The organism is Stakelama flava (genome assembly GCF_019351405.1).
In the GTDB taxonomy this organism is placed as follows: domain Bacteria; phylum Pseudomonadota; class Alphaproteobacteria; order Sphingomonadales; family Sphingomonadaceae; genus Sphingomonas; species Sphingomonas flava_A.
In genome coordinates, this window is the sequence record NZ_JAHWZX010000003.1 from 287,101 (window position 1) to 311,493 (window position 24,393).

At 59.3% G+C, this 24,393-nt stretch carries 23 protein-coding genes and 3 pseudogenes; 18 read left to right on the forward strand and 8 right to left on the reverse strand.

Going from position 1 to position 24,393, the window contains the following annotated elements:
* Window positions 1-42 precede the first annotated feature (42 nt).
* The 4 genes and pseudogenes from KY084_RS05095 to KY084_RS05110 form a co-directional block, all read right to left on the reverse strand.
* Window positions 43-423: a sigma factor-like helix-turn-helix DNA-binding protein gene (locus KY084_RS05095; RefSeq protein WP_219237347.1), complete on the reverse strand. Its 381-nt coding sequence runs from the start codon at window positions 421-423 to the stop codon at window positions 43-45.
* Complete coding sequence (locus KY084_RS05100; RefSeq protein WP_246586880.1) at window positions 416-928, reverse strand: hypothetical protein; 513 nt, start codon at window positions 926-928, stop codon at window positions 416-418. The genes KY084_RS05095 and KY084_RS05100 overlap by 8 nt, the downstream gene beginning before the upstream one ends.
* Window positions 929-1,515: 587 nt before the next feature.
* Window positions 1,516-1,701 (reverse strand): annotated as a pseudogene (locus tag KY084_RS05105) (transposase); the annotation flags it as partial.
* Between the two features lie 185 nt (window positions 1,702-1,886).
* On the reverse strand, window positions 1,887-2,459 hold the full coding sequence (locus tag KY084_RS05110) for a recombinase family protein (protein WP_219237348.1): 573 nt from the start codon (window positions 2,457-2,459) through the stop codon (window positions 1,887-1,889).
* Window positions 2,460-3,220: 761 nt separating this feature from the next.
* On the opposite strand from KY084_RS05110, the gene KY084_RS05115 reads away from it, so the two are divergent.
* From KY084_RS05115 to KY084_RS16760, 4 genes and pseudogenes are all read left to right on the forward strand, one after another.
* Complete coding sequence (locus KY084_RS05115; RefSeq protein ID WP_246586881.1) at window positions 3,221-3,637, forward strand: recombinase family protein; 417 nt, start codon at window positions 3,221-3,223, stop codon at window positions 3,635-3,637.
* Window positions 3,638-3,688: 51 nt separating this feature from the next.
* Window positions 3,689-4,039 (forward strand): antitoxin Xre/MbcA/ParS toxin-binding domain-containing protein, encoded by a 351-nt coding sequence (locus KY084_RS05120; protein ID WP_219237349.1) that lies wholly within the window; start codon window positions 3,689-3,691, stop codon window positions 4,037-4,039.
* Between the two features lie 3 nt (window positions 4,040-4,042).
* Window positions 4,043-4,537, forward strand: a complete 495-nt coding sequence (locus KY084_RS05125) for an RES family NAD+ phosphorylase (protein WP_219237350.1) — start codon at window positions 4,043-4,045, stop codon at window positions 4,535-4,537.
* A gap of 149 nt (window positions 4,538-4,686) precedes the next feature.
* Window positions 4,687-4,801 (forward strand): annotated as a pseudogene (locus tag KY084_RS16760) (NAD-dependent epimerase/dehydratase family protein); the annotation flags it as partial.
* A 10-nt stretch (window positions 4,802-4,811) separates the two neighbouring features.
* Here the strand turns inward: KY084_RS16760 and KY084_RS05130 are convergent.
* Window positions 4,812-5,151, reverse strand: a pseudogene (locus KY084_RS05130) (transposase); the annotation flags it as partial.
* Window positions 5,152-5,307: 156 nt separating this feature from the next.
* Between KY084_RS05130 and KY084_RS05135 the strand changes: the two are divergent.
* Window positions 5,308-6,876: a PQQ-dependent sugar dehydrogenase gene (locus KY084_RS05135; RefSeq protein WP_219237351.1), complete on the forward strand. Its 1,569-nt coding sequence runs from the start codon at window positions 5,308-5,310 to the stop codon at window positions 6,874-6,876.
* Between the two features lie 10 nt (window positions 6,877-6,886).
* Here KY084_RS05135 and fcl read toward each other — a convergent pair whose 3' ends face one another.
* Together fcl and gmd are read right to left on the reverse strand one after the other, a co-directional pair.
* The gene (gene fcl / locus KY084_RS05140; RefSeq protein WP_281421880.1) at window positions 6,887-7,855 is read right to left on the reverse strand and encodes a GDP-L-fucose synthase; all 969 of its coding nucleotides are present in this window, start codon (window positions 7,853-7,855) and stop codon (window positions 6,887-6,889) included.
* Window positions 7,855-8,916, reverse strand: coding sequence for a GDP-mannose 4,6-dehydratase (gene gmd, locus KY084_RS05145; protein ID WP_219237352.1), 1,062 nt, complete (start codon window positions 8,914-8,916; stop codon window positions 7,855-7,857). Before gmd ends, fcl begins: the two co-directional genes overlap by 1 nt.
* Window positions 8,917-9,185: 269 nt before the next feature.
* On the opposite strand from gmd, the gene KY084_RS05150 reads away from it, so the two are divergent.
* The gene (locus KY084_RS05150) at window positions 9,186-10,307 is read left to right on the forward strand and encodes a glycosyltransferase family 4 protein (protein ID WP_219237353.1); all 1,122 of its coding nucleotides are present in this window, start codon (window positions 9,186-9,188) and stop codon (window positions 10,305-10,307) included.
* 4 nt (window positions 10,308-10,311) lie between these two features.
* On the opposite strand, the gene KY084_RS05155 is transcribed toward KY084_RS05150, so the two are convergent.
* A complete protein-coding gene (locus tag KY084_RS05155) occupies window positions 10,312-11,133 on the reverse strand; it encodes a WecB/TagA/CpsF family glycosyltransferase (RefSeq protein ID WP_219237354.1) in 822 nt (273 codons plus the stop codon).
* 233 nt (window positions 11,134-11,366) lie between these two features.
* Here KY084_RS05155 and KY084_RS05160 point away from each other — a divergent pair, with 233 nt between their 5' ends.
* From KY084_RS05160 to KY084_RS05215, 12 genes are all read left to right on the forward strand, one after another.
* Window positions 11,367-12,725: a hypothetical protein gene (locus KY084_RS05160; protein WP_219237355.1), complete on the forward strand. Its 1,359-nt coding sequence runs from the start codon at window positions 11,367-11,369 to the stop codon at window positions 12,723-12,725.
* 82 nt (window positions 12,726-12,807) lie between these two features.
* Window positions 12,808-13,797, forward strand: a complete 990-nt coding sequence (locus tag KY084_RS05165; protein ID WP_219237356.1) for an FAD-binding oxidoreductase — start codon at window positions 12,808-12,810, stop codon at window positions 13,795-13,797.
* A 13-nt stretch (window positions 13,798-13,810) separates the two neighbouring features.
* On the forward strand, window positions 13,811-14,581 hold the full coding sequence (rfbF, locus tag KY084_RS05170; protein WP_219237357.1) for a glucose-1-phosphate cytidylyltransferase: 771 nt from the start codon (window positions 13,811-13,813) through the stop codon (window positions 14,579-14,581).
* Window positions 14,566-15,684, forward strand: coding sequence for a CDP-glucose 4,6-dehydratase (gene rfbG, locus KY084_RS05175; RefSeq protein WP_343227955.1), 1,119 nt, complete (start codon window positions 14,566-14,568; stop codon window positions 15,682-15,684). Before rfbF ends, rfbG begins: the two co-directional genes overlap by 16 nt.
* A gap of 11 nt (window positions 15,685-15,695) precedes the next feature.
* Window positions 15,696-17,009 carry a lipopolysaccharide biosynthesis protein RfbH gene (gene rfbH / locus KY084_RS05180; protein ID WP_219237358.1) on the forward strand — a complete coding sequence of 438 codons (1,314 nt, stop codon included), beginning with the start codon at window positions 15,696-15,698 and terminating at the stop codon, window positions 17,007-17,009.
* Between the two features lie 21 nt (window positions 17,010-17,030).
* Window positions 17,031-17,594, forward strand: a complete 564-nt coding sequence (gene rfbC / locus KY084_RS05185; RefSeq protein ID WP_219237359.1) for a dTDP-4-dehydrorhamnose 3,5-epimerase — start codon at window positions 17,031-17,033, stop codon at window positions 17,592-17,594.
* On the forward strand, window positions 17,591-18,484 hold the full coding sequence (locus KY084_RS05190) for an NAD-dependent epimerase/dehydratase family protein (protein ID WP_219237360.1): 894 nt from the start codon (window positions 17,591-17,593) through the stop codon (window positions 18,482-18,484). The genes rfbC and KY084_RS05190 overlap by 4 nt, the downstream gene beginning before the upstream one ends.
* A complete protein-coding gene (wzx, locus tag KY084_RS05195) occupies window positions 18,481-19,827 on the forward strand; it encodes an O-unit flippase-like protein (RefSeq protein WP_219237361.1) in 1,347 nt (448 codons plus the stop codon). The genes KY084_RS05190 and wzx overlap by 4 nt, the downstream gene beginning before the upstream one ends.
* Window positions 19,828-19,863: 36 nt before the next feature.
* Window positions 19,864-20,958, forward strand: a complete 1,095-nt coding sequence (locus KY084_RS05200; protein ID WP_219237362.1) for a glycosyltransferase family 2 protein — start codon at window positions 19,864-19,866, stop codon at window positions 20,956-20,958.
* A 61-nt stretch (window positions 20,959-21,019) separates the two neighbouring features.
* Window positions 21,020-21,970, forward strand: a complete 951-nt coding sequence (locus KY084_RS05205; protein WP_219237363.1) for a glycosyltransferase family 2 protein — start codon at window positions 21,020-21,022, stop codon at window positions 21,968-21,970.
* Between the two features lie 114 nt (window positions 21,971-22,084).
* Window positions 22,085-23,134 carry a right-handed parallel beta-helix repeat-containing protein gene (locus tag KY084_RS05210; RefSeq protein WP_219237364.1) on the forward strand — a complete coding sequence of 350 codons (1,050 nt, stop codon included), beginning with the start codon at window positions 22,085-22,087 and terminating at the stop codon, window positions 23,132-23,134.
* Window positions 23,135-23,215: 81 nt separating this feature from the next.
* Entirely contained in the window at window positions 23,216-24,385 is a 1,170-nt protein-coding gene (locus KY084_RS05215) for a glycosyltransferase (protein ID WP_219237365.1), read from the forward strand.
* The last annotated feature ends 8 nt before the right edge of the window (window positions 24,386-24,393 follow it).

Consider the following 24,393-nt stretch of genomic DNA (forward strand, 5'->3'; position numbering starts at 1 on the left):
TTAGGGAGGCAGACGGCACTGGTGGGGAGACTCATGGTGCCGTTAGCGTATCAAGCTCTTGATCTTATTGGCGAACCACCGGTGCCATGTGTCTCGCGGGTACAATCTGGCTTGGGCTTCGCGGTAGCAGCGGCCGAGCCGCCAGTGGCGACGGCGCAGGCGATATCGGGCACAGGCGGCACGCCAGATCAGCAACTCTCCGCGCACCCGCATGGCGATCGTGACATGGCCGTTGAGCGCGCGGCCGATGCCGAACAGAGCGTCGGCGAGGCGCAGCTGAACCTCGGCAGTATCGATGCCGCAGCGCCAAGCGATATCTGCATAAGCCAGGTCATCGACGCGGGAGAGCAGGAACACCGCGCGCGTAAGGGGCGGCAGCAGGTCGAGGGCGTTATTGTAGCGCCGGTTGAGATCGTCATCCACGGCGTGTTGCCCGGCGCTGCCACATGGCACGTTCGCGGCGGCCGAGCGGCGCGTCGCGCTTGGCGCGGTAGAGGGTGATGCCGGCTTCGAGGCGATCGAGGATGTAGGTGTCGCGCGTCGCCCTGGCGGTGCGGATATCCTGGCGAGAATAGACCGTCAGCGAGACCGCGCAGCGGCGACCGACTTCGCGCGCGATGAACGCCTCGACCGGCTCCCACAGCGCTGTGTCGGTGAACAGCGGGTGGTTGACGACGATCCAGAACTCGTAATCGGCGTGATCGAGCGTGTCGCGGTCCTCGATCCAGCTGCGCCGCGCATAGGGCCCGATCAGCACGATCCGGATGATCCTCGCCGGCTCGGGCGCGAGCGCGCCGGTGCCGGTGAAGGCGGCGCGGATGATGCGGGTGATCTTCTCGATCTCTTGCTGCTTGCGCCGGATGAGATGGCCGACCCGGGCCATCACCACTTCGCGGGCGTAAATATCGTCGTAGAGCGTGTCGTCCATGATCGCCTCCATCGCTTGGCAAGCGGGAGACGGCAGGTCCGAACTCCCGCGCGCTGGGCGCGGGAGCCGCCGGAGCTGGTAACATGCCAGTGACATGCGCCGCCATCTTTAGCCCGAAGGCCTGGACATGCACGACGGCACCCCGGAGCCCCGAGGGGCATCCGAGTTCTTCACTGGCGGGATTACCAGTCCCGGCGCTGCCGTTTGCGCAGCGCGGGGCAATATTATCACGGGGGAAGTCGACCGCCAAGCAGAGGGCCTTGAGGGGCCGCGGCGCGGACACGGAAATCTGGATAGAGAGCTGCTGAAACGCTGCCCCCAAGGAAGCGGCTGCGGCCGTCCTCGATCAGGTGGTGACGATGGTCTTCGCCGATGCGGCGGCGCGGGTCAGTCGGCGTGTTGCGGACGATTTGGGCATTGGACTGTCGACGTTGACCCGCTGGGTGAGTTTATATCGCAGGAGGGATTTGCCCGCCAGCGCCGATACCGATCTGGCACGCGAGAAGAGTAGCTTCGCCGGGAGAACCGTATCCTCAAGGAGGAGAGGAATATTCTAAAAACGGTCGCGGGTTTGGCCCGCCTGTGCGCGGTAAAAACGGGACGTGACCGGGAAAGGCATGCCCCGGATCGGCAGCGAACTCCTTCACCCATTTGTGCAGCACGTTCTCGTGTAAATCCAGGTCCCGGGTTGCCTGGGCGATCGTTACGCTGCGCTCCCGGACCAATCGCACCGCCTCAAGCTTGAACTCGCGAGCGAACTTCCTTCTTTGCATTGATGACCTCCGATAGGTGAAAACACCTTATCTCGGTGTCCATAAACTGGCAGCAGGCCACGCCTCGGTCAGGCTGGCGCGGCTATCGGTATAGAGCGCGACGGTTGAGGCTTGATATATTCGGCCTCCCATCGCGTGTGGCCTCAACCTTTGTTCATCGCTGAAGAAACACGGGGCGGGCCACCTCAACCACCGCACATTCCCCGCATACGCGCCAGTTCGCGGTAGACGGTGGAGCGGCCCAGCCCGAGTTGCTTCGCCACTTGCGCCGGACGAACGCCTGCTTCGACCAGCTTGAGCGCTGATGCGCGGGTTTCTGCGTCCAGTGGCGGCCGTCCCGGGACCTTGCCACGGGCGCGTGCCGCCGCGATGCCGTCCTGTGTGCGCTCGACGATCAGGCGACGCTCAAAATGTGCAATCGCACCGAAGACATGGAAAACCAGCTCGCCCGCCGCCGATCCGGTATCGAGCCCCTCCTCAAGCGACCGAAACCCCAGACCGCGCGATTTGAACAGGTCGATCGTCTCGAGCAACTCCTTGAGCGAGCGGCCGAGGCGATCGAGCCGAACGACGCAAATCGTATCCCCCGCCCGGCTGAATTCGAGCAACCCTGCCAGCCCGGGCCGGTCGAAGCGTTTGCCGGAGATGGTGTCCTCAAACACCCGGATCGCTCCGCCCTCCTGCACAAGCCGCCGCCGCTGCGCTTCCAGATCCTGATCGCGGGTCGATACCCGGGCATAGCCAAGCATGTCGGGCATTCATGGTCTCCGTCCATAATCCGTTCGGTTTATGGACGAACCGGGAGCGAGCGTCAAAATTGCAGGTCACCCGTCTATAAATAGTGTCCACGAATTACTCGCGTCCCAATATGCCTTGCGATATTTTCTGGACGAATTTTGGGTCGCAACGGATCACAATGCCATTACGCCGTAATGTCCGCCGAACCATCGGAAGAAAATCGAACAGAAAGCTGCGTGGATTATGCGGTGTCGGAAGCGTCCTGCCTTCCGTGGCAAGCGCAAGCATGCCCTGCTGTGAGGGCGGTGCAGTGGCGTCTGACCGTCCAAGCCGGCATGCGGACGCATATGATAGAATTTGGCAATAGCGACGGCCAGCCAGCGCCCGGCTCTGCGAGCGTGAGGCACGAAGCCTTGTCGCTGTCATAATGCTCGCGCTGCAGCACGTTGGAAAAGCTGGTGCTAAGGAGGGCATGAACCAGTCCATCAACGTCCCGATCACTCGTTCCACGACGCCGCCGACCTGCGGTCGTCCGAGCGGCTGCTATTGGATGGCAATGTCGTGCTGTGCGCATCCTCGCTCCAGCACTTCGGAATGAAATTCGGCTGCGTTGTCCACCCCGATGCGGCGGGGAAGTCCCATCACCGGCCATTCTGCGTCAACGCCGATGCTGCCGAGCCAGCCTTGCTGACCGGCACTCGTCGCGACCGGCCAAGTCTCGCGCAAGCCCTCGCTGCCGTTCGCGCTGGCGACACACTGGTGACACCCAAAACTCGACCGATTGGCAAGGTCGGTCCCTGACGCTCGCGCGATTGCGGCTGAGCTGGAGGAGCGGGGCGTCAGTCTTGCGCTTGGCCGACAGATTCACGACCCCGGCGATCCTATGGGCAAGATGTTCTTCAACATCCTCGCCACCTTCGCGGAATTCGAAGCCGACCTGATCGGGATGCGGACGCGGGAAGGAATGAAGATCGCGAAGGCAAAGGGAAAGCTGAAAGGCAAGCCTCCGAAACTGACGGTCCGTCAGCAACGTCACCTCTACGACCTTCATCAGGCCGGCGAGCATTCTATCAGAGAATTGGGCGAACTGTTTTCGGTTTCGCGACCGACGGTCTATCGAACGATCGCGCGCATGGAGCGGGTTCAGCATGTTCAGGAAGGGGGCGGAACAAGCCAACAGCCACATAAAATCGGTTGAAAACCGTACATATTGACGCTATATACCGTCATTAATGATGGAGTTCGGGCAATGACGGTATCCACATATGCAGAGCAGGGCCTGTTCGCACCGCGCAAGATGACGGCCGCACTACGCACCACCAGCGACGAGCTGGCGCGCTCGCTCGGGCTCGGCAAAGACGCGATCCAGCGCAAGGACCGAATCGCCTCGGATCGGACGCAGCGCCGCCTGCGTCAAATGGCCGAGGTGCTGAACAAGGTGGAGCCGCGCTTCGGTTCGGCACTGCTTGCCTATGCCTGGTATCGGTCGGAACCGCTCCCCGGTTTCTCGGGACAGACAGCCATGCAGCTCGTTCAGGCCAACCGAGCCGATGATGTGCTGACCTATATCGATGCGATCGATGCCGGGGTTTACGCCTGATCCATGCGCTTTACGGGGCTGCTATATCGGGCCCTGAACCCGGTTTATGCGCGTGAGCCGCTGTCGGGCGAGGGCGCCGCGCGCTTCGGCGGTCGCTTCAACCGGATCGGGCGGCCAGCGCTGTATACGTCGCTCGATGCGGATACCGCGCTGCGTGAGGCAAATCAGGTCGGCACGCTGCAGCCGACAACGCTGGTTGCGTATCGGGCAGATATCGGCCCGCTTCTCAACGGATGTGATCCCGATGCGCTCGAACTATTCGCGATGACGCTCGCAGCCTTGGCCGATTCCTGCTGGCGAGATCATATGCTTGCGCGCGCGTCGGTTCCGACGCAGGAACTGGCTGAGAAAGCGGTCGCCAAAGGGTTTGCGGGTATTCTCGTTTCCAGCTTTGCGCGAGGTGCGGCAGCAGATGCGCGCAACCTCGTGCTCTGGCAGTGGAACGATGCGCTTATGGTGGTCGACGACGATAATCGGCTAGGATTACGGCCGTCCTGACCGGGCATCGTTATCGGGTGACGCATCAGATGTTGAATAGCGAAATCTATATTCTGCTAATTTCTGACTGACATGATTTCCAGCGGTTGCTCAAACAAGGATTGTTCGGTGCCTGAGGGCGATGCTTACGCGCAGCGTGAAAGGGCCGTATGGCACGGATTCTGGTTACAGGAGGGGCCGGGTTTATCGGCTCGGCCCTGGTCCGCCACCTTGTCGCGGCGGCGGGCATGATGAGCTCATTTCGATGCGCTGACCTATGCAGGCACGCGCTGCCATCGAGGATGGTCTGGGCGCGAGCGCTGTCCGAGATGTCTGCAGGCGTCAGGTTGATCATCAGTAGCCGCCCATCGGTATCGACGACGATGTGTCGCTTGCGGCCGGCAATCTTCTTTACTGCGTCAAACCCGCGCTTTTCTGCCGATGGCGCCTTGACCGACTGACCATCGATAACTGCAGCGCTCGGACCGGCTTCCCGCCCCCGGGGCTCGCGATCGAGCATCAGTTGGATGTCGTGGATTGTCTGGAACAGGAACCGGCGCGCCAGTTCCCGGAACCAGCCATAGACCGTCTGCCATGCCCCGAAATGGATGGGCAGCATGCGCCCAATCACAGCCAAACGCCGCCCTTTGCGCAACCCCGTTCGCCGATTTTCCAAACAGCCTCTAAGAATTTTGTACCAAAGCAAAAACCGGGTATTCACTCGATAAAAGATTGGCCGAATTGTTCAGTATTTCGTGGCCCCGGCATAATCGAGTTCTGAAGGAGACCGAATGATGCGCAGCAAAATTGCAATGGGCTTTCTGCTGGCAACGACTGCGTGCAGCGGCGGCAATGATGATGGTGGCGTGGTGGTTCCGTCCCCAACCCCGACCCCAACCAACGCTGCGCCGGTATTTTCGTCGTCTTCCGCGGCCAGCATTGCCGAAAACAGCAACGCTGTCTTTTATACTGCCGCGGCTTCCGATCCTGAGGGCGCTGCAGTAACATATTCGCTGGTCGGCGGCGCGGATGAAGCGCAGTTTGAGATCGCGTCCGATGGCGCGTTACGGTTCATTTCTCCGCCCGATTTCCGCGATCCCACCGATGCCGATGCGAACAATGTGTACGAGGTTGCAATTGGCGCCAGCGACGGGGCCGGCACCACCGCGCTGCAACTGAACGTCACCGTCACCATGGGTAATGACGTACCGCCACCGACGCTGCGGGCGTCCGGTTTTACCGAACCAGTTCAGGTTATCACTGACGGTGACGGTCGCGGAGACTACGACATTGTTTTCGAACGTAATGGACGGGTTACCAGAGTTTATTCTCCCGCAGGGTTCCCCGCCCCCCGGGAGACGATACTTGATATTTCTTCTACCATATCGACCGAAGGTGAGGGCGGACTGCTTGGCGCGGCCGTAGGCGAGTACGCGCAGGTGATCGTCAATGGCCGACCAACAACGTGCCATCCCTTTTACCTCTTCGTGACCAACCTCGACGGCGATATTGAGATCCGCCGCTATTGCCCTTTTGCAGATCCCTCCAATCGCTCGCTAAATACCGTACTTCTGCGCATTCCCCATCGCGGAAGCAATGTGAACTATGGAGGCTGGATCCAACTAAGGGATAAACAAATTAATCACGATGTACTTTATATTGGCACTGGCGATGGCAGCAGTGCGGGAAACCCGGCAACAGTAGCGCAGGATCCGTCGTCGCTGCTGGGCAAAATCTTGCGTATCGACGTGGGACGTGATGATTTCCCTGACGATCCGGATCGGAACTATGGTATTCCCGCAGGCAATCCTTTTGCGCAATCGGGAGGTGCTCCGGAAGTCTGGGCGCTCGGCCTGCGCAATCCTGCGCAGGGCAGCTTAGGCCCATATAGGGATTCCTCTGATTTGAACGGGGATGGCTTCGTGGCCGATCATGGCGAAGCGCGCGAAGAGTTGAATTTCGTGCTGAATGACCGGCCGGGCGTGAATTATGGCTGGCCGCTGTTCGACGGGACCCGGCCCTATCGCGGAAATGATGCGACGGGCCTGATGCCACCGGCGACGGAATATGCGCATGGGACAGGCCGGCGCGAGGGAGCGTATGTCATCCCGGGCGTCCCTTACCGCTATCTTGAAAACCAATTCGTTTTTGCGGATGCGCAAACGGGGGCATTCTGGACGATCCCGACAGCCAGATTCGTGCCCGGACAGACGGTGCCCAGTACGGATTACATCCTGCGCCGCACCGATTTCATACCATACAGCGGAACGTTGAACGGCGCTGTCTCGTTCTTCCAGATTTATTACGGCGGCCTAAAAATCCTCGATCGCGACGGGGATCTTTATGAGATGCCAAGCTGACGCGTCGGGTTCAGGCCCGCGCGCCGTTCGCCACGCGCAGCGTGTCCGAAGCGCTGGCGTCAAGAAATGCGGCATAGGCATCGGCCAGTCCGTCGCGTAGCGATATCGATGGCTTCCATCCAAGAGCGTTGAGACGCGCCGAATCCATCAGCTTGCGCGGCGTGCCGTCGGGTTTGCTCTGGTCGAGTTCGATCGCGCCTTCGAAGCCCACCACTTCGCAGACCATCTGCGCCGCCTCGAAAATGGTGACGTCGCTGCCAAAGCCGACATTGACATGAGGGGCGTCTGAATAACGCTGAAGGAGAAACACCGAAGCGTCGGCCATATCGTCGACATGCAGGAATTCTCGCCGCGGCGTTCCGCTGCCCCAGAGCGTAATCGCATCCGCACCGGCAAGCTTCGCCTCATGTGTCTTGCGGATCAGTGCAGGCAACACGTGACTGCCGTTCAGATCATAATTGTCGCCCGGACCGTAAAGGTTAGTCGGCATGGCGGAGATATAGTCGCGACCATATTGTCGGCGGAACGCTTCGGCCAGCTTGATGCCGGCGATCTTGGCGATCGCATACCATTCGTTGGTGGGTTCCAGCGGGCCGGTTAGCAGCGCATCCTCGGGTATCGGCTGCGGTGCGAATTTGGGATAAATGCAACTCGATCCCAGAAACAGCAGGCGATCGACGTCGGCGCTATGCGCACCACCGATGATCGCGGTTTCAATCAACAGATTATCGTACAGAAAATCTGCCGGATAGGTGGCATTGGCCAAGATCCCGCCGACTTTCGCCGCTGCCAGGACTATCGCATCGGGGCAATTGTCGCTGATCCAGCGTGCAACCGCCGCACCGTCGCGCAGATCGAGCGAGGAACGGTCCACTGTCAATACGGTGCAATCTTCGCGTGCGAGGCGTCGGACGATTGCCGAGCCCACCATTCCCCGGTGCCCGGCAACCCAGATGCGTTTTCCCGACAACGTAAACATCAGGCCCCCTTGCCGATCGGCGCAGTGCGCATCGTTTCGAGGTCCGCCTGAACCATTTCGCGTGCGAGGTCGCGGGGCGACGTTTCGTACTTCCAGCCCAGCTTTTCCTGCGCCTTTGTCGGGTCACCGATCAGCAGTTCGACTTCGGTCGGGCGGAAATAGCGCGGATCGACTGCCACCAGCAGTTTACCGGTTTCGCGGCAATAGCCCTTTTCATCAACGCCTTCGCCTTCCCAGCGTAGCGGAATGCCAGCGTCTTCGAACGCCCATTCGACGAAGGTGCGTACTGGCGTCGTTTCGCCGGTGGCGAGGACATAATCATCGGGCTCGTCGGCCTGCAGCATCAGCCACATGCCGCGCACATATTCACGCGCATGACCCCAGTCGCGCCGGGCATCGAGATTGCCAAGGTACAACATGTCCTGACGTCCCAATGCGATCGCAGCTGCGGCGCGGGTGATCTTGCGCGTGACGAAGGTTTCTCCGCGCAGCGGACTTTCATGGTTGAACAGAATGCCGTTCGACGCATGCATGCCATAGGCTTCGCGATAATTGACTACGATCCAATAGGCATAGAGCTTGGCGGCGGCATAGGGGCTGCGTGGATAGAAGGGAGTAGTTTCCTTCTGCGGAACCTCTTGTACCAATCCATAAAGTTCGGATGTCGAGGCCTGATAGAAACGCGTGGTCTTCTCCATACCGAGGATGCGCATTGCCTCCAGCAGCCTGAGCGTGCCGATGCCGTCGGCGTTGGCGGTATATTCGGGGGTTTCGAAACTCACCTGCACATGGCTTTGCGCGGCGAGATTGTAGATTTCGTCGGGCTGGGTTTCCTGCACCAGACGGATCAGGTTGGTGCTGTCGGTCATGTCGCCATAATGCAGCGAGAAGCGAGGATCATCGACATGGGGGTCTTCATAGATATTCTCGATCCGCCCCGTGTTGAACGAGGATGAACGGCGTTTCAGGCCGTGAACGCGATACCCCTTGTCCAGCAGCAATTGCGCCAGATAGGCACCATCCTGCCCGGTAACTCCCGTAATCAGTGCCGTCTTAGTCATTCCGTTCCTCAGTAAACTGCAAATCTATGCCCGTCGCGATGCGTTTGGGCGTCCATAACGCGATCGCCTATCATGAAAACGGGTTATCTGCGCGGCAATAGCGGTGAGCGCCTACAAAAAGCGCGGTAAGGCTGGACAATTCCGACGATGCTGTCGGATAGGGTGCGAATGCAAAGCGTCCGAACCGGATTTGATATACGCGCCTGCGCGCGGCAGCTTAGAGCGGTTTTGCCGCAACCGCGAATAGAAACTGACTGGGTGGTAGAGCGGTGAAGGTCGCGCACGTTATCACTGGCTTTTCGCTCGGCGGGGCTGAGCAGGTGGCCGAGGATTTGTCGCTGCGTTTCCGTGCGCGGGGCATCAATGTCCACATGGTCGGGCTCGTGAAGCCCGATCCAGCGCTGATCGATTTTTCTGCTGGCATGAAGCAGCGCTTGGCGGATGCCGGTGTTCCCTGTCATGAGCTGGGTGCGACGGATAAACGAATTGGACTGATCCGCAGACTGCCGGCGCTGGCCGCACTGCTTCGACGCGAACGATTTGATCTGGTCCATGCGCATGTCGACCATGCCGAATTCGCCGTTTCGATGGTGCGCCGAACGCACCGCCTCACCCTGGCGCGCACCATTCACAATGTTGTGCTCTGGCCGGGACATCGCTTGCTGGGAAAGATCAGCGAACGGGGCTGGAACGACGATCTGGTGATCGCGGTGTCCCCTGCTGCGATGGATGCGCACGTCGAATTGCGACGCTCGCTGGGGCTTGAGCTCAGCGAACACCGGCAGACGATCCTGAATGGCGTTCCCTTTCGTGGCGACGATAGCGCGAAGGTGCGGACGGGGTTGTTGCAGGCAGCGTTCTTCGGAAGATCCACTCCGCAAAAGGGTCTTGATGTGCTGATCGCAGCATTGCGTGCGCTGCAGGATAGCGCGGCAGCTTTCCACCTGACGATCTACTCCGATGCAGTGCACGACGACGGTTTCCGACAGGCGGTTGCTGATATGACCAACGTTACGCTGTTGCCCCCGGTGACGGACGCGCGCCAGCGAATTTCCGATTTCGATCTTCTCATCATGCCCTCTCGTTTCGAAGGGCTCCCTTTGGTTGCACTTGAGGCATTTGCATCCGGCACGCCGGTACTCGCTACAGACGCGCCGGGACTGCGCGCAGTGTTGCCGCCGGACTGGCCGCTGCGCGCCCCCAACGAGGATGCCCCGGCACTTGCCTGCAAACTTGCCGAAGCGGCCGCTGACGTCGACGGTACGCGCCGCCTGCGAGCGGTAGCCGCTGAACACGGCCGGCAATTTTCGGTCGACCGGATGTGCGAGCGCTATCTCGATGCCTATGACGCCTATCTCAGCACGGCGTCCTCACATCGCCGAAACGGGTAGCGCTTCAGCGCCTTCTCAGCTTCCAGGATTCGCGAGCGACCCGGATGACGAACTGCGGCGCCATGATAAGATAGCGCCGCCACAGCCGGCGCGGCTCGCTTGCCAGGCGATGTGCCCATTCCAGTCCTCGGGCACGCATCCACACCGGCGCACGGTTGATCATACCCGCGTGGAAGTCAAACGCCGCACCCACGCCGAGCAGCGTGACCCCCGGTAGTTTCGTGACATGGTCGCGCATCCAGAGCTCCTGCTTGGGCGTGCTGATGCCGACCCAGACGATCTTGGCCCCGCTTTCCCTGATCTGCGCGGTGATCATGGCATCCTCTTCGGGCGTCAGCGGGCGGAAGGGCGGGCAATAGTGGCCCGCCACGGTCATCCCCGGAAACCGCTGCGTCAATGCGGCGATGAGGGCTTCCGCGACACCTTCGCGTCCACCGTAGAAGAAATGCCCGATGCCGGTGTGCCGGGTTGCCTCGCACAGCGCTTCCATCAGATCGGCTCCGCATACCCGGTCAATGTCATCATAGCCCCGCGCTCTGGCCACCCAGACAAGCGGCATCCCATCGGGCGTCACCAGTCCTGCCTCGCGCTGAATTTCCATCATCTCGGGGTCTCTGAGCGCGTGCATCACGCCATGAACGTCACGCACGCAGATATATTGCGATTGTTCATTGTCGATCGCACCGCGGATCAGGGCGATAGCGCGCGGGATCGTGATGCGGCTAACCGGTACGCCCAGGATGTCGGCGATCGGCGCCAGCTGCCGCGCGGGCGCGCGCACGTTAGAGCTGTTCCTGTTTCGGGGAGCTTGAATCTCGCTTGTCATATTTTCGCGCTCGTTTTTGCGTACTTGCTGGTTTGCGGCCCTAAGTCCGAACTGTTTACCCGGGGTAACGTAGCAATTTTCGTTTCGTCCGAGGTCCTCCACGACGTTCCCGTAGCCTAAACGGAATTTTCGCTAGTTTCTCGCAAGAGGTGTGGCAAGAGCGCGATTCATGCTTGGTGCTTTCCAAAGCTGCCCTTACCGATTAAAGGGCGGTGTGTTGCGCTGCATGGGAAATGCGCGATACGGACGCACATGGTTGCGACGGTTGCTTGCTTGCGCCAATAGACTGGAATGCCGGCTGCCTTCGGTTGGCGATTTTTGCGGCGACCGATTCCGGAATGGCTACGACATTGAACTCTTCTTCTCGCAGCGCGGAAAGATCCGCCCTTCCGGTCGAAATCCAGATCGGCTGCTTTGCCGTATCGTTCCTTTACGCGATCTTCTTCCAAGAGACCCGTGCACTGGGTGCCCCCGGCTTGGCCATCGCTTTCGCCTGCATTATTGTTATATGGCTGCCAATGATGCGCTGGTATGTGCAGCGGCCGCTGTGGTGGCTGACGGCATTGGCCGCGTTGTACACGCTCATTTCGATGATCGGGTGGCTGCATTGGAACACGTTGCTGTTCGACCGCAGCGTGATCATCCAGCAGGCCAGTTATGCGTTTCTGTTACCTGTCATGGTTCCGATTTTTGCTTATTACCATGAGCGGGTCGACAGGGGGGACACCGCCTTTCTGGCGTTTGAGAAATTCCTGATTTTGATATGCCTCATCGGGAAAGCTTATTACGCTTATATGATCGGATCGATTTCCGGTCTGGGCGTGATACAGCTTTTCAATATCGAGAGTATTTTCGCGTTTCTGATCGTTCGTCAGATATATGGGGGAGGCTATTGTTCCAAAGGAATGCGCGCGCTGGTCGTTCTGCTTTTCGTTGCGACAGCAGGCTCTTTCCAATCGCAACTCGTGGCCATGTTCCTGCTCGGTGGTCTGATCGTGCCCCGTCTGGCGCGGGCAGGTTTGCTGGTTTTCATATTCGGTCTTGTCGCGATTTCGATTGCGGCGGTGCCGTTCGCTGATGCGATCTGGCAGCTGGATCCCAACACGGGCATTCGCCTTTTTTTCTGGCATGATGCAATCGAACGGATAATCGCATCCTATGGCGTGGGGCAGGGCTTCGGAACGGAAACGATACGGCCGCTTTACCAACTTTCGTCGACTGACGTGTCGATCGCGGGTATTGAACAGGCCGATTTCATCCTTGTGGGATCCCATAATGCATTCGTTGATGCAGGCTATCGCATGGGACTTCTCGGCGGCGGAATCCTGATTTGGTATATTGCAGGACTGTTTAAAAAGACGGCCGCCATCGCGTCGGAGGGGCGTACGTTTGATTATTTTGTCTGCGCCATGCTGTTTGTTGTGCTGATGGTAAATGTGGGCTTGGCGAGCATTAACTTCCTGTTTGGAGCTGCTTTCCTGATCGGATGGTTGGCCTATCGGGCCGCGGCCGGATTTCCCGGGGCCGAAGATGCAATTGTGCATAGCGGCTCCGTTGCCGCACCATTTATGGGTTCGGCGTCCGTCAGCTAGCGGTGCGTATCTTTCCGGTGCCCGGATTGCGAACGAGCTGGCTATGGACGCAGTACGATAAATCTCTATCAGGTCTGCGCATATGCCTGTTGTTACGCTCAATAATGAACGATCCTTCTTAGCAGGTGCCGGCATTTCGATTTTGGATGCGGCGCGCATCCAGGGGGTGACGCTGGAATATAGCTGCCGGACGGGACGCTGCGGCATCTGCAAGGCTTCCGTCGTTTCTGGCGATACCGATCCGCTGCGCCCTGAAGACGAGAGCCTTTCGCCTGAAGAGGCGGCGCGAGGTATTATCCTCACCTGTTGCCGGACCGCGATAAGCGATGTCACCTTGGACGTCGAGCCGCTCGATCGTCTGGCGGGGATGGAAATCAAGACCATGCCGAGCCGGATCGTATCGATCGAGCGCGTCGCGCCGGCAATTGTCCGCGTGGTGCTGAAAACGCCGCCGACCTCGACCATGCGTTTTCTGCCCGGCCAGTATATCGACGTGATCGCGCGCGATGTACGGCGCAGCTATTCGCTGGCCAATGCGCCGCGCGAGGACGGGTTGCTCGAACTGTTCATCAAACAATATCCGGGCGGCGTCCTGAGTCAGTACTGGTTCGAGGAGGCGAAGCCCAACGATTTGTTGCGGATCGAAGGGCCTTTCGGCACATTCTTTTTGCGCGATCAAGCGCCCGTCAACATTCTATTCCTGGCTACCGGCACCGGCATCGCGCCGGTCAAGGCGCTGCTTGAGGAGCTGGCGCGCGATCCGGAACGTGCCCGGCAGCACCGGCTCAGCGTATTCTGGGGCAATCGCGAGGCGGAAAATTTCTGCTGGGATCCTGTCGACCTGGGGCTTGACATCGGCTTTCACCATCTGCTTTCGGGCCCCGACGCCAGTTGGGGCGGCGCGCGCGGCTATGTCCAGCAGGCGGCTATTCATCATGGGGTCGATCCGGCCGATACGGTCGTCTATGCGTGCGGTTCGAACGCGATGATTGGTTCCGCGCGTGAGGCCCTCCTTGCGCTTGGCTTACCGGCGAAGCGCTTCTTTTCAGACGCTTTTGTAAGCTCTAACTGAGGATAGGACAGAAATGAAGGCAGTCATTCTGGCCGGCGGGCTGGGCACGCGTTTCGCCGAGGAAACCAGCCTGCGCCCCAAGCCGATGATCGAGATCGGCGGGCGTCCCATACTTTGGCATATCATGAAAATCTATTCCGCCCATGGCGTGAACGATTTCGTGATCTGCTGCGGATATAAGGGCTATGTGATCAAGGAGTATTTTGCCAACTACTTCCTGCACATGTCCGACGTTACCTTCGACATGCGCGGCAATGACATGATCGTTCACGAAAAGCGCGCCGAACCTTGGAAGGTCACGCTGGTCGATACCGGCGACGAGTCGATGACCGGCGGGCGGTTGAAGCGCGTAGCGGACCATGTTCGTGATGAAGAAGCGTTTTTCTTCACCTATGGCGACGGTGTTGGCGATATCGATATTACCAAGTCGCTTGAATTTCACCGCGCGCATGGCAAGGCGGCGACGCTGACCGCCACCTATCCGCCGGGCCGCTTCGGTGCGCTCGATATTGTCGATGATCAGGTTACCGACTTTCTGGAAAAGCCCAAGGGCGATGGCGGCATGATCAACGGCGGTTTCTTCGTGCTGAGTCCCAAGGTTCTTGATTATATCAGCAGCGACGCCACCATCTGGGAGCAGGAGCCGCTGCGCTCGCTTGCCACAGACGGCGAGCTGATGGCGTTCGAACATCACGGCTATTGGCAGCCGATGGATACACTGCGCGACAAGCAGCAGCTCGAAGCCCTTTGGGATAGCGGAAAGGCGCCGTGGCGACTGTGGTAAGATTATCGACACAGGACGCGGTCGACCCCGCCTTCTGGGCTGGCAAGCGTGTTTTCCTGACTGGGCATACCGGGTTCAAGGGCAGCTGGCTGTCATTGTGGCTTCAGAAAATGGGCGCCGAACTGACGGGGTTTGCGCTGGCACCACCCACCGAGCCGGCATTGTTCGACGTGGCCAGGGTTGCCGACGCGATGACCTCGATCATCGGCGACATCCGTGACCGCGAGATGCTGGAGAACGCGCTGGTCGAGGCGCGACCCGACATCGTCATCCACATGGCGGCGCAGCCTTTGGTACGCGCTTCCTATGACGATCCGGTCGGTACCTATGCCACCAACGTGATGGGCACGGTGCATTTGATGGAGGCCGCGCGCCGTGTGCCTTCGGTTCGTGCGATCTGCATCGTCACCACCGATAAATGCTACGAAAACCGCGAATGGGATTGGGGCTATCGCGAGAATGAAGCGATGGGCGGCTATGATCCCTACAGCAATTCCAAGGGGTGCGCCGAACTCGTCACTTCGGCCTATCGCCAGTCCTTTTTTTCGAACGCGCAAGGTGGTCATGGGGCCGCAGTCGGTTCGGGACGTGCGGGCAATGTGATCGGCGGCGGCGACTGGGCTGTGGATCGTCTGATTCCCGACATTCTGCGCGCGATCGCCGAGGAGCGCCCGGTGCTGATTCGCAACCCGCTGGCGATCCGCCCGTGGCAGCATGTGCTCGAACCGCTATCGGGTTATCTGATGCTGTGTCAGGCGTTGTGGAACGATCCCGGCACGGCGGCACAAGCGTTCAATTTCGGCCCGTCCGATACCGATGCCCGCCCGGTCCAGTGGATCGTCGAGCGCATGTGCGCGCTTTGGGGCGAAGTTGCCGAATGGACGCATGATGAAAGTGTGCAGCCGCACGAGGCGCGCTACCTCAAGCTCGATATTTCGAAGGCACGCGCCGAGCTTGGTTGGTCGCCACGCTGGCCGCTTTCGCGCGCGCTTGATAGTATCGTTACCTGGCATCGCGCCTGGCTTTCGGGCGCCGATATGCATTCTCACTGTCTCGCCGAGCTGGATGGTTTCACTGCCACACCGCTCCTGCAAGCCGCATAGGATCCGACTATATGAACGCTGACGATCTTCGCCGCGAAATTCGTACGCTTGTTGGCCGCTACGCCGAAGCGCAATTTGCTCCCAAGCCGTTCGTTCCGGGCGAAACCATGATCCCCCCCGCCGGCAAGGTTATCGGCGCGCCTGAAATCGAAATGATGGTCGAAGCTTCACTCGATGGCTGGCTGACCACCGGCCGGTTCAACACCGAATTCGAGGCGGGGCTTGCCAAGCTGCTGGGCGCACCCTTTGTGCTCACCACCACTTCGGGCTCATCGGCGAACCTGCTTGCGCTGTCGAGCCTTACCAGCCACAAGCTGGGCGATCGCCGGCTGAAGCCGGGTGACGAGGTTATCACCGTGGCGGCGGGTTTTCCCACCACGGTCAACCCCTCGATTCAGCACGGCCTGGTGCCGGTATTCGTCGATGTCGACGTGCCGACCTATAATATCGACGCCAGCCTGATCGAAGCGGCGATCACCGAAAAGACCGGCGCGATCATGCTGGCGCACACGCTGGGCAATCCGTTCAACTTGGCCGAGGTTCGCCGCATCTGCGACGAGCATGATCTGTGGCTGGTCGAGGATTGCTGCGACGCGCTGGGCGCCACCTATGACGGCAAGAAGGTCGGCCTGTGGGGCGATGTGGCCACGGTCAGCTTCTATCCCGCCCACCACATAACGATGGGCGAAGGCGGCGCGGTCTTCACGCAATCCGCTGAACTGCGGCCGATCATCGAAAGCATCCGTGACTGGGGCCGCGACTGCTATTGCGCGCCGGGCTGTGACAATACCTGCGGTGAGCGTTTCTCGCAGCAGCACGGGACGCTGCCCTTCGGCTATGACCACAAATATGTGTATTCGCACCTTGGCTACAATCTGAAGATAACCGACATGCAGGCGGCGTGCGGCCTTGCGCAGCTCGATCGCGCCGAAGGGTTCGTCGAAGCGCGCCGGCGCAACTTCGCGCTGCTTACCGAGCGACTGAAGAGCCTTGAGGAGATATTCATCCTGCCAGAGGCGACGCCCAATTCGGACCCGTCCTGGTTCGGCTTCCCGCTGATGCTACGTGATGGCGTCGATGCCAAGCGCGTCGACGTGACTCGCTTCCTCGACCAGAACAAGATCGGCACCCGCCTGCTGTTCGCTGGCAATCTGACGCGCCAGCCCTATTTCCAGCATGTCGACTATCGCGTGGTCGGCGACCTGACCCGCACCGACCAGATCATGAACAACACCTTCTGGCTGGGTCTCTTCCCCGCGCTGGACGCTGAACATTTCGACTATGTCGGCGACAAGCTGGAAGAGTTTTTCGGACTGAATTTCTAATGCAAGCGAAGGATCGCGTCGATGGAGATCGAAACGACCGGAATTCCTGGATGCTATGTTCTGCAGGCACGGTTGCTGCGTGATAGGCGCGGCAGTTTCATCAAGACGTTCCATACGCCGCGATTCGAGGAACTGGGGCTGCGCACCGACTGGCGCGAGGAATATTTTTCTGCCTCTGCAAAAGGGGTGGTACGCGGGATGCATTTTCAGCTTCCGCCCGTCGATCACGCCAAAATGGTGTTTTGCCTGACCGGCGAAGTACTTGATGTAGTAGTCGATTTGCGGCGCGGTTCACCTGCGTTTGGTACCGCGCTCGGCTTCACATTGAGCGCAGAAAACGGTCGCGGTCTTTATTTACCGACCGGTTGCGCACATGGTTTCGTATCGAAGGCCGAAGATAGCGGCATGTATTATAAGGTAACCAGCGTCCATGCGCCCGAACAGGACGCGGGCATCGCATGGGACAGTATAGCGTTCGACTGGCCGGTTTCCGATCCGGAGCTCTCCGACCGTGATCGGCGTCACCCCCGCTTTGCTGACTTCGAGACGCCGTTCGTGTTTGATGCGGCGAAGGCGGCGCAATGAGCCGGCGCGCACTGGTTACGGGAATCACCGGCTTTATCGGCGGTGTGCTGGCACGGCGGCTGATCGCTGATGGATGGATGGTGGACGCACTGGTACGGCCCGGCAGCGATACGGCAAGCCTGTCTTTTGCTGACACGATCACATTTCATATCGTTGAAGACGGGCAAGATCTGACGCCAGTTCTGCGTCGCGCCGCCCCCGATGTCGTGTTTCATCTCGCATCGCTGTATCTGGCCGAGCATCGCCCAGAGCAGGTGGAGGGGCTGGTCCGTTCGAACATCCTGTTTCCTGCGCTGCTTGCCGAAGCGATGCATGGAGCAGGCGTGCGCCACCTGATCAACACTGGCACCGCGTGGCAGCAGTTTCACGGCGAACCGTATCTGCCGGTCAATCTCTACGCCGCGACTAAGCAGGCGGCGGAGGATCTGCTGGCCTATTATGCCGATGCACGCGATTTGTCGGTCGTGACGCTGCGTTTGTTCGATACCTATGGTCGCGGAGACAAACGGCGAAAATTGATCCAGATCCTGATCGACGCTGCGCGTACGGGCGAAAACCTAGCAATGTCACCCGGCGACCAGATTGTCGATCTTACTCATGTCGACGATGTCGTGAATGGGTTTGTAATCGCGGCAGAGCGGATGCTTGCTGCCCCCGCGCCGCTTCCAGAAAGTTATCTTCTATCCGGTGAGCGCCATTCGGTGAAATCGCTGGCGGGGCTGGTCGCTGAAGCGCTGGGACGGCCATTGCAGCCGGAATTCGCTGGACGACCCTATCGCGCGCGGGAGGTTATGGAACCTGTCGCTGTAACCGAGGAGACATTGTTGCCGGGCTGGAAGCGGCAGAATACGCTGTTTGATTATGTTGCCGGTCACGCCGACGTTCCATGAAAATCTGGATGCGGGCGCGGCGCAGCGGTGCCATGATCGCCGGCTTCGCCGCACAGGCGGCACAATATGGCTCCGCACTCCTCCTGCTACCGATGCTCTTCACTCGGTTATCGTCGGAAGAAATCGGGATTTGGTACCTGTTCATCACGATTCAGGGGCTGGTGCTGATTGCCGACTTCGGATTTCAGCCTACCTTTGCCCGTAACATTGCCCTTGCGCATTCGGGGGCATCCGACCTTCATACAGAGGGAATTTCGGAAGCCGTTCATGATGAACCGAACTGGGGGCTGCTTAACGAACTATTACTGGTCGCTCGCCGCATCTATTTCGGATTGGCAGCGCTGCTTTTCCTGATTCTGGCGACCTTTGGTCTTTGGTATGTATCATCGATCGCCGCAAAATCCGGGCTAGACGTCGGATATGTATCGCGCAGCTGGCTGATTTTCTCGTTCGGAGCCTGTCTTGGCATCTATTTTCAGTGGATTAGTCCGCTGCTGATCGGCACTGATCGCGTTCAGACGAACTATATCTATTTGATCATTGCTCGGGGTGGTTTTGCTCTGACGGGCATCATTGCACTCTATTTTGGCGGGCGCCTGACCGCGTTGGCGGTAGCACTGGTCGGAGCCGATCTGTTGGGGCGGCTGAGCGTATATCCTGTGGTACGTTCGATCTTGTCGCGGTTGCACGGATTTACGATCAGCCCCGGCGCGTTTCGACATCTGTTCGCACGCGTTTGGCCGAATGCGAGTCGCCAAGGCATTGTGGGAATCGCCTCCTTTCTGATCCTGCGATACAGTAGTTTCGTGGTGGCCACTTTCTTCGGACTCGAAATGATGGCCAGCTATGGCGTGAGTCTCCAACTAATGTCTGCCTTGCAGCAGATAGCGCTGCTACCGATTACAATCCTTTTGCCGCAGTTGGTTGCCGCGCAGGTGCGACGTGATCGGCAGACACTGCGTCGGCGCTGGTACAACAGTATGGTCGCCTACGCGCTGCTCTATTGTGCCGGCGGGCTGGTGCTTGTTATCGCTGGCGGCCCGATTATTTCGGCGATCGGCGCCAATGTCGCGCCGCTGCCAAGGTCGCTGCTGCTGTTGCTCTGCGTGACTATGGGCCTAGAAGGCAATCATACGCTTGCAGCATCGATCATCGTGTCTGGCAACCGCGTTCCTTTCACGGTGCCTGCGGTCGTATCAGGAATTGCGGTGGCCGTGCTGGCAACAAGCGCGGCATGGGCGGGATTGGGTGTAGCGGGCGTGTTGTTTGCACAGGGGCTGGTGCAGCTTGCGTATAATAATTGGAAGTGGCCGCTACTAGTGTATCGAGAGACGCGGCCATAACGCTGAACAGCCGGACTGATTTCAGAAGGACGTTTAATGTCAAATGGCTCCGTTGATATTCCGCAGGACGGGGTATCGGATGCACCGAAAGCAGTTTCCGTTACGCGTTCGGACAGCGAAATTCCCTTTCGCGATGCGATCGGCGATTATGCACATGTTTCTTCGCGCTGCGTGTTTGAACATGGCGTAGCCGAGCCGTTTGTCATCATTGCCATTCCAACCTTTCAGCGACCCGAACTGCTTGCCGAAGCAGTGCGTAGTGCGATTGCACAGGAATTCGACAAACCGGTGGGGATCGTTATCGTCGACAATGATCCGAATGGGACCGCCGATGATCTGCTTGCGCGCGTTCCTGAGGCGCGAACAGCCAATCTGCGCTATTTCGTCAATGACGAAAACATCGGGATGTTCGGTAACTGGAACCGCTGTATCGAACTTGCGCATGGCGAATGGATGACACTCTTAAACGACGACGATCTGATCGACGCCGGTTTTCTGTCACAGATGTTTGCGGCCATACGACGAGATACTCGCATCGACGGTATTCTTTGTCGAAAACGCTATCTGGATCAGCGGCCGGACGCTGTCTCGCGTGATCATTCGGGACTAAAGAAGATCGCGGCCAAGAGTTGGTCCGCATTGCGCTTCCAAGGCAAGAGCGTACGGCGCATCGGCTTTGAAAAGCTGTTCTGGGGTGGCATGTTAGGCAATAGCGCCGGATTCTTATTCCGTCCGCAAGATGCGCGGCGCATCGGCGGCTTCTACCCGGAAGAATATCCGGCGGCGGATTACTGGTTCTACATCCGCTTTAACAAACTTTTTGCACTATGGCAGCATCGGGCCATAGCGGCCAGTATTCGCTTTGCCGCCAATGAATCGGCGAAACGAATGACGTTGGAAAGTTTCATGCGTGATTTTCGACTGACTCAGGAAATGCTCGCCGGAACGGAAGTGCCGCGTTGGTGGCTTCGTTTCTCGCCGCTGATGATTGCGCGCCATCGCGTTGAGATTCAAAAGTTTTGGGGTCAGGAATTCACCTCCGAGGAAGTGGAGCAGATTGTCGGAGTGAAGCCCGGGAAAGACCGGCCCTGGTTATTGTGGTCGATCCGAGCGCTGCTGCGTGGCTTCTGACGCATCTCCTCTTTCCCCGCGTGCTGCATTGGGTGCGCAGTCTGGGACGGTGTCGCGTCTTGTGAGCGATGCGGGCAGTCATGCCACCCCGCTGCTCAGCATCGCCATACCCACCTTCCGACGGCAAAAGTTGCTGAAAGAGGCGCTTGCATCGGCGCTAGGGCAGGATTTAGAGCAGCAAATCGAGGTTGTGGTAATCGACAACGACCCTGCTTCCACCGGCGCGGCGGCAGACGACATAACCCTGAATCCAGATAATCGCCGACTGCGCTATTTCGTCAATGCCGAGAATATCGGCATGTTCGGAAACTGGAACCGCGGCATTGAGCTTGCACGTGGAGAATGGTTCGCGATCCTTAACGATGACGATTTGCTGGATCCTGATTTCGCGCGTCGTATGCTCGCGGTGCTGACTGGACGTGGCGCCCCCGACGCGCTGATATGCCGCAAGCGGATGCTCGACGAGCGCGCCGAAGGCTCTTTCACCGGCAAGGAAGATGCTCTGACCGCGCTGCTCCGGCAGGCGATGTTCCGTGGACGTCGCTGGCGTCCCATCACTGCGCGTCATCTTTTCTGGGGAAATGTGATCGGCAATAGTGTCGGGCTAGTATGCCGCACCGCCGATCTGCGCACGATCGGTGGGTTTGATCCGGATGATTATCCTTCGGCGGATTATTACGTCCATGCACGATTAGCGACGAGCTATCGGTTGGGACAGGTGTCTAAAGTGCTCGCCTCTATCCGAGTGGCAGAAAATGAATCGATGAAGCAGGAGACACTGTACGGCTTTCTTCGTACCGGGTACCGCATGCAGCAAGCGCTTGCGGGCGAGTATCTGCCGGCATGGTGGCGGCATATATCACCCCCGCTGATTGCCCGACATGTGAACGAATGTTCGGACGCCTGGGTGCCGGTCGACCGCAGGGCGGTCGAACGCGAACTGGGGCTGCGTCTTCCACCCGACCGACCGAGGCTGGTAAAGTTGATGCGCCTGGCGTTGGGCGGGCTTTGATGCATTACCGCATGCCGTCATCTTTGCGGAACGCCTGCCGCACGCGCCATGCTGATGTATAATGTTCGGCGTTCAGATTTTTCTCATGATTATCCGGGCAGATAGTCAGCGGTGATGCGTTTTCTTTCAATCTTGCTGACGGCGCTGTTGTCTATCGTCCCCGGAGGGGTAATCGCACGCGCCCGAGCGCAGCAAGCCGTCTATGTATCGCCACAGGGTGACGATTCGGCGAGCGGTCGGACCCCGCAGACAGCCTTTCGTTCGCTGGAACGCGCGGGCGCAGCGGTCCGTAGCGGCAATGCAAGCACAGTTTATCTTATGGAAGGCATCTTCCGCCGTAGCAGCCCTTTTGTCATTGCGCCGTCGCCTCGGCCCCAGCGCTGGATTGCCGCGCCGGGGGCGCAACCTGTCCTCGATGGCGGTAACAAGACTGGTCAGGCACTTATGGTAACCGGCCATGATGTTACGGTTCAAGGCCTGCGCATTGTCAACTTCACCGACAATGGAATTGTTGTAAGCGACGCCGATGGCGTGACGATACGCGACAATGTGGTACGGCATATTGCCAGTCCGGGCTGGACACGGGCAGCGATACTTGTTGTTCAGGTTGCCAAGAATGTTACTGTCGAAGCCAATGACGTGGCGGATACCGGATATGTCGGGATCGGTTATTTCGCTTCGGCGGGCGGCAATCTGCGTGGTGTGCGGATCACCGATAATCGCTTGGCGCGCACCTGCCTTCGCGTAGCTGATTGCGGTGCCATCTATGTAAGCGGTCGGACCCCCACTGCGAATGGTGCAATCATCCGCGGCAATCGAATTAGGGACTATGGACCTTCCGGCGGTGAAGCCAAGGCGATCTATCTCGACGATGGGCTGTCAGGTGCTGAGGTTTCGCGAAACGTGATTTCGGGGCAAGGCACTTATGCGTTGCAGATTCACGGGGGCAGCGACAATCTTATCGTCGGTAACGTCATCAATCTGCCGCTTGGACAGCCTGTCCTGTTCTACCAGCAGAAGGAAGACGGCTCGTCTCAGGCAATGGCAAACAACCGAATGAGCGGCAATGTGGTGCGCGCGCCAGGGCAACCCAAGCTGAATGTGAAGTTCGGGGGGCGGGGGAGCGGCCTAATACTTGGGCAGAACCGAATCGAGGTGCCCTGAAGCGCGCGCGGCGCAATCGCTGGACCACATAGCGAGAGAATGCGAAGCCGGCCCATATACAACAGGAGTGAAGCGACCACCATGCGCATCTTGATCGTCCATAATCGCTACCAGCATGCGGGCGGCGAGGATACGGTTTGTGATGCCGAGTTCGAGTTGTTACGTAGCGCAGGTCATGATGTCGAAAGACTGATTTTCGACAACCACGAAATCAGCGGCCGGATGCAGGCGGCGCGCACCGCGCTGCTCACTCCTTATAACCCCCGGTCGCGGCGGCTGCTCGCACGCAGCATAGCAGGGTTCGCGCCCGACATCGTCCATGTGCACAACTGGTTTCCCCTTGCCAGCCCTGCCATCTTCGACGCTTGCGCAGCGCACGGGGTGCCGGTGGTCTGGACGCTGCACAATTTCCGTGTAACCTGCGTTAACGCACTGCTGTTTCGCAATGGGCGCATATGCGAAGACTGTTTGGGGCGTTCGCCAGTCGCTGGAATTCTTCACCGCTGCTATCGCGGATCGCTCGGGGGCTCCGCGATCGTAGCCGCAACCGAGATGCTGCACGCGGCGCTGGGAACCTGGGCACACAAGGTGGACCGGTTCATCGCGCTGAACAGCTTTGCGCGCGACAAGTTCATCCAGGCGGGACTCCCGCGCGAACGCATTGTGGTAAAGCCCAATTTTCTGCCCGATCCCGGCCCTCCGAGGGACGAGCCGCGCGCGGGCGCGCTGTATATCGGGCGGTTGAGTGTGGAAAAGGGCGTAGATACGTTGATCCAAGCCTGGCAGCGAATGCCGATGGCGTTGACAATCGTTGGCACCGGTCCGGAAGAACCGAAACTGCGCAAGATGGCGGGAAAGAACCCTAACATTCATTTTGCTGGTCATTGCACGCACGATGCGATCGCCAGCATGCTGCTTCGCGCGCAACTGCTGGTCGTCCCTTCGCTCTGGTACGAGAATTTCCCGATGGTTATCGTCGAGGCCTTGGCGCACGGCGTTCCCGCGCTGGTTTCATCCGGCGGCGCGCTAGCTCAGATCGTCACCGATGGAGTTGACGGATGGCATTTTGCCATGGGCGATGCAGCGGATCTCGCGCGCGTTGTGCGGCGGCTTCTGGAGACGCCGTCGCTACTGTCGGCCGCGTCGACCCAGGCGCGGCGTCGTTACGAGCAGGATCTAACGCCCGTGGCCAGCCTGCGGCAACTTGAGGCGATCTATGCTGCGGCTCGCCCTCATGTGCAGATGAGGTGATTACATGG

Coding starts and splice junctions, on each gene's coding strand:
- KY084_RS05110 (WP_219237348.1), bottom strand. CDS start 2,459: ATGCCCGACATGCTTGGCTATGCCCGGGTATCGACCCGCGATCAGGAT.
- KY084_RS05190 (WP_219237360.1), top strand. CDS start 17,591: ATGAGCCGGCGCGCACTGGTTACGGGAATCACCGGCTTTATCGGCGGT.
- rfbF (WP_219237357.1), top strand. CDS start 13,811: ATGAAGGCAGTCATTCTGGCCGGCGGGCTGGGCACGCGTTTCGCCGAG.
- KY084_RS05160 (WP_219237355.1), top strand. CDS start 11,367: ATGCGCGATACGGACGCACATGGTTGCGACGGTTGCTTGCTTGCGCCA.
- KY084_RS05210 (WP_219237364.1), top strand. CDS start 22,085: ATGCGTTTTCTTTCAATCTTGCTGACGGCGCTGTTGTCTATCGTCCCC.
- rfbC (WP_219237359.1), top strand. CDS start 17,031: ATGGAGATCGAAACGACCGGAATTCCTGGATGCTATGTTCTGCAGGCA.
- KY084_RS05200 (WP_219237362.1), top strand. CDS start 19,864: ATGTCAAATGGCTCCGTTGATATTCCGCAGGACGGGGTATCGGATGCA.
- KY084_RS05100 (WP_246586880.1), bottom strand. CDS start 928: ATGGACGACACGCTCTACGACGATATTTACGCCCGCGAAGTGGTGATG.
- gmd (WP_219237352.1), bottom strand. CDS start 8,916: ATGACTAAGACGGCACTGATTACGGGAGTTACCGGGCAGGATGGTGCC.
- rfbH (WP_219237358.1), top strand. CDS start 15,696: ATGAACGCTGACGATCTTCGCCGCGAAATTCGTACGCTTGTTGGCCGC.
- fcl (WP_281421880.1), bottom strand. CDS start 7,855: ATGTTTACGTTGTCGGGAAAACGCATCTGGGTTGCCGGGCACCGGGGA.
- KY084_RS05215 (WP_219237365.1), top strand. CDS start 23,216: ATGCGCATCTTGATCGTCCATAATCGCTACCAGCATGCGGGCGGCGAG.
- KY084_RS05135 (WP_219237351.1), top strand. CDS start 5,308: ATGATGCGCAGCAAAATTGCAATGGGCTTTCTGCTGGCAACGACTGCG.
- wzx (WP_219237361.1), top strand. CDS start 18,481: ATGAAAATCTGGATGCGGGCGCGGCGCAGCGGTGCCATGATCGCCGGC.
- KY084_RS05165 (WP_219237356.1), top strand. CDS start 12,808: ATGCCTGTTGTTACGCTCAATAATGAACGATCCTTCTTAGCAGGTGCC.
- KY084_RS05155 (WP_219237354.1), bottom strand. CDS start 11,133: ATGACAAGCGAGATTCAAGCTCCCCGAAACAGGAACAGCTCTAACGTG.
- KY084_RS05125 (WP_219237350.1), top strand. CDS start 4,043: ATGCGCTTTACGGGGCTGCTATATCGGGCCCTGAACCCGGTTTATGCG.
- KY084_RS05120 (WP_219237349.1), top strand. CDS start 3,689: ATGACGGTATCCACATATGCAGAGCAGGGCCTGTTCGCACCGCGCAAG.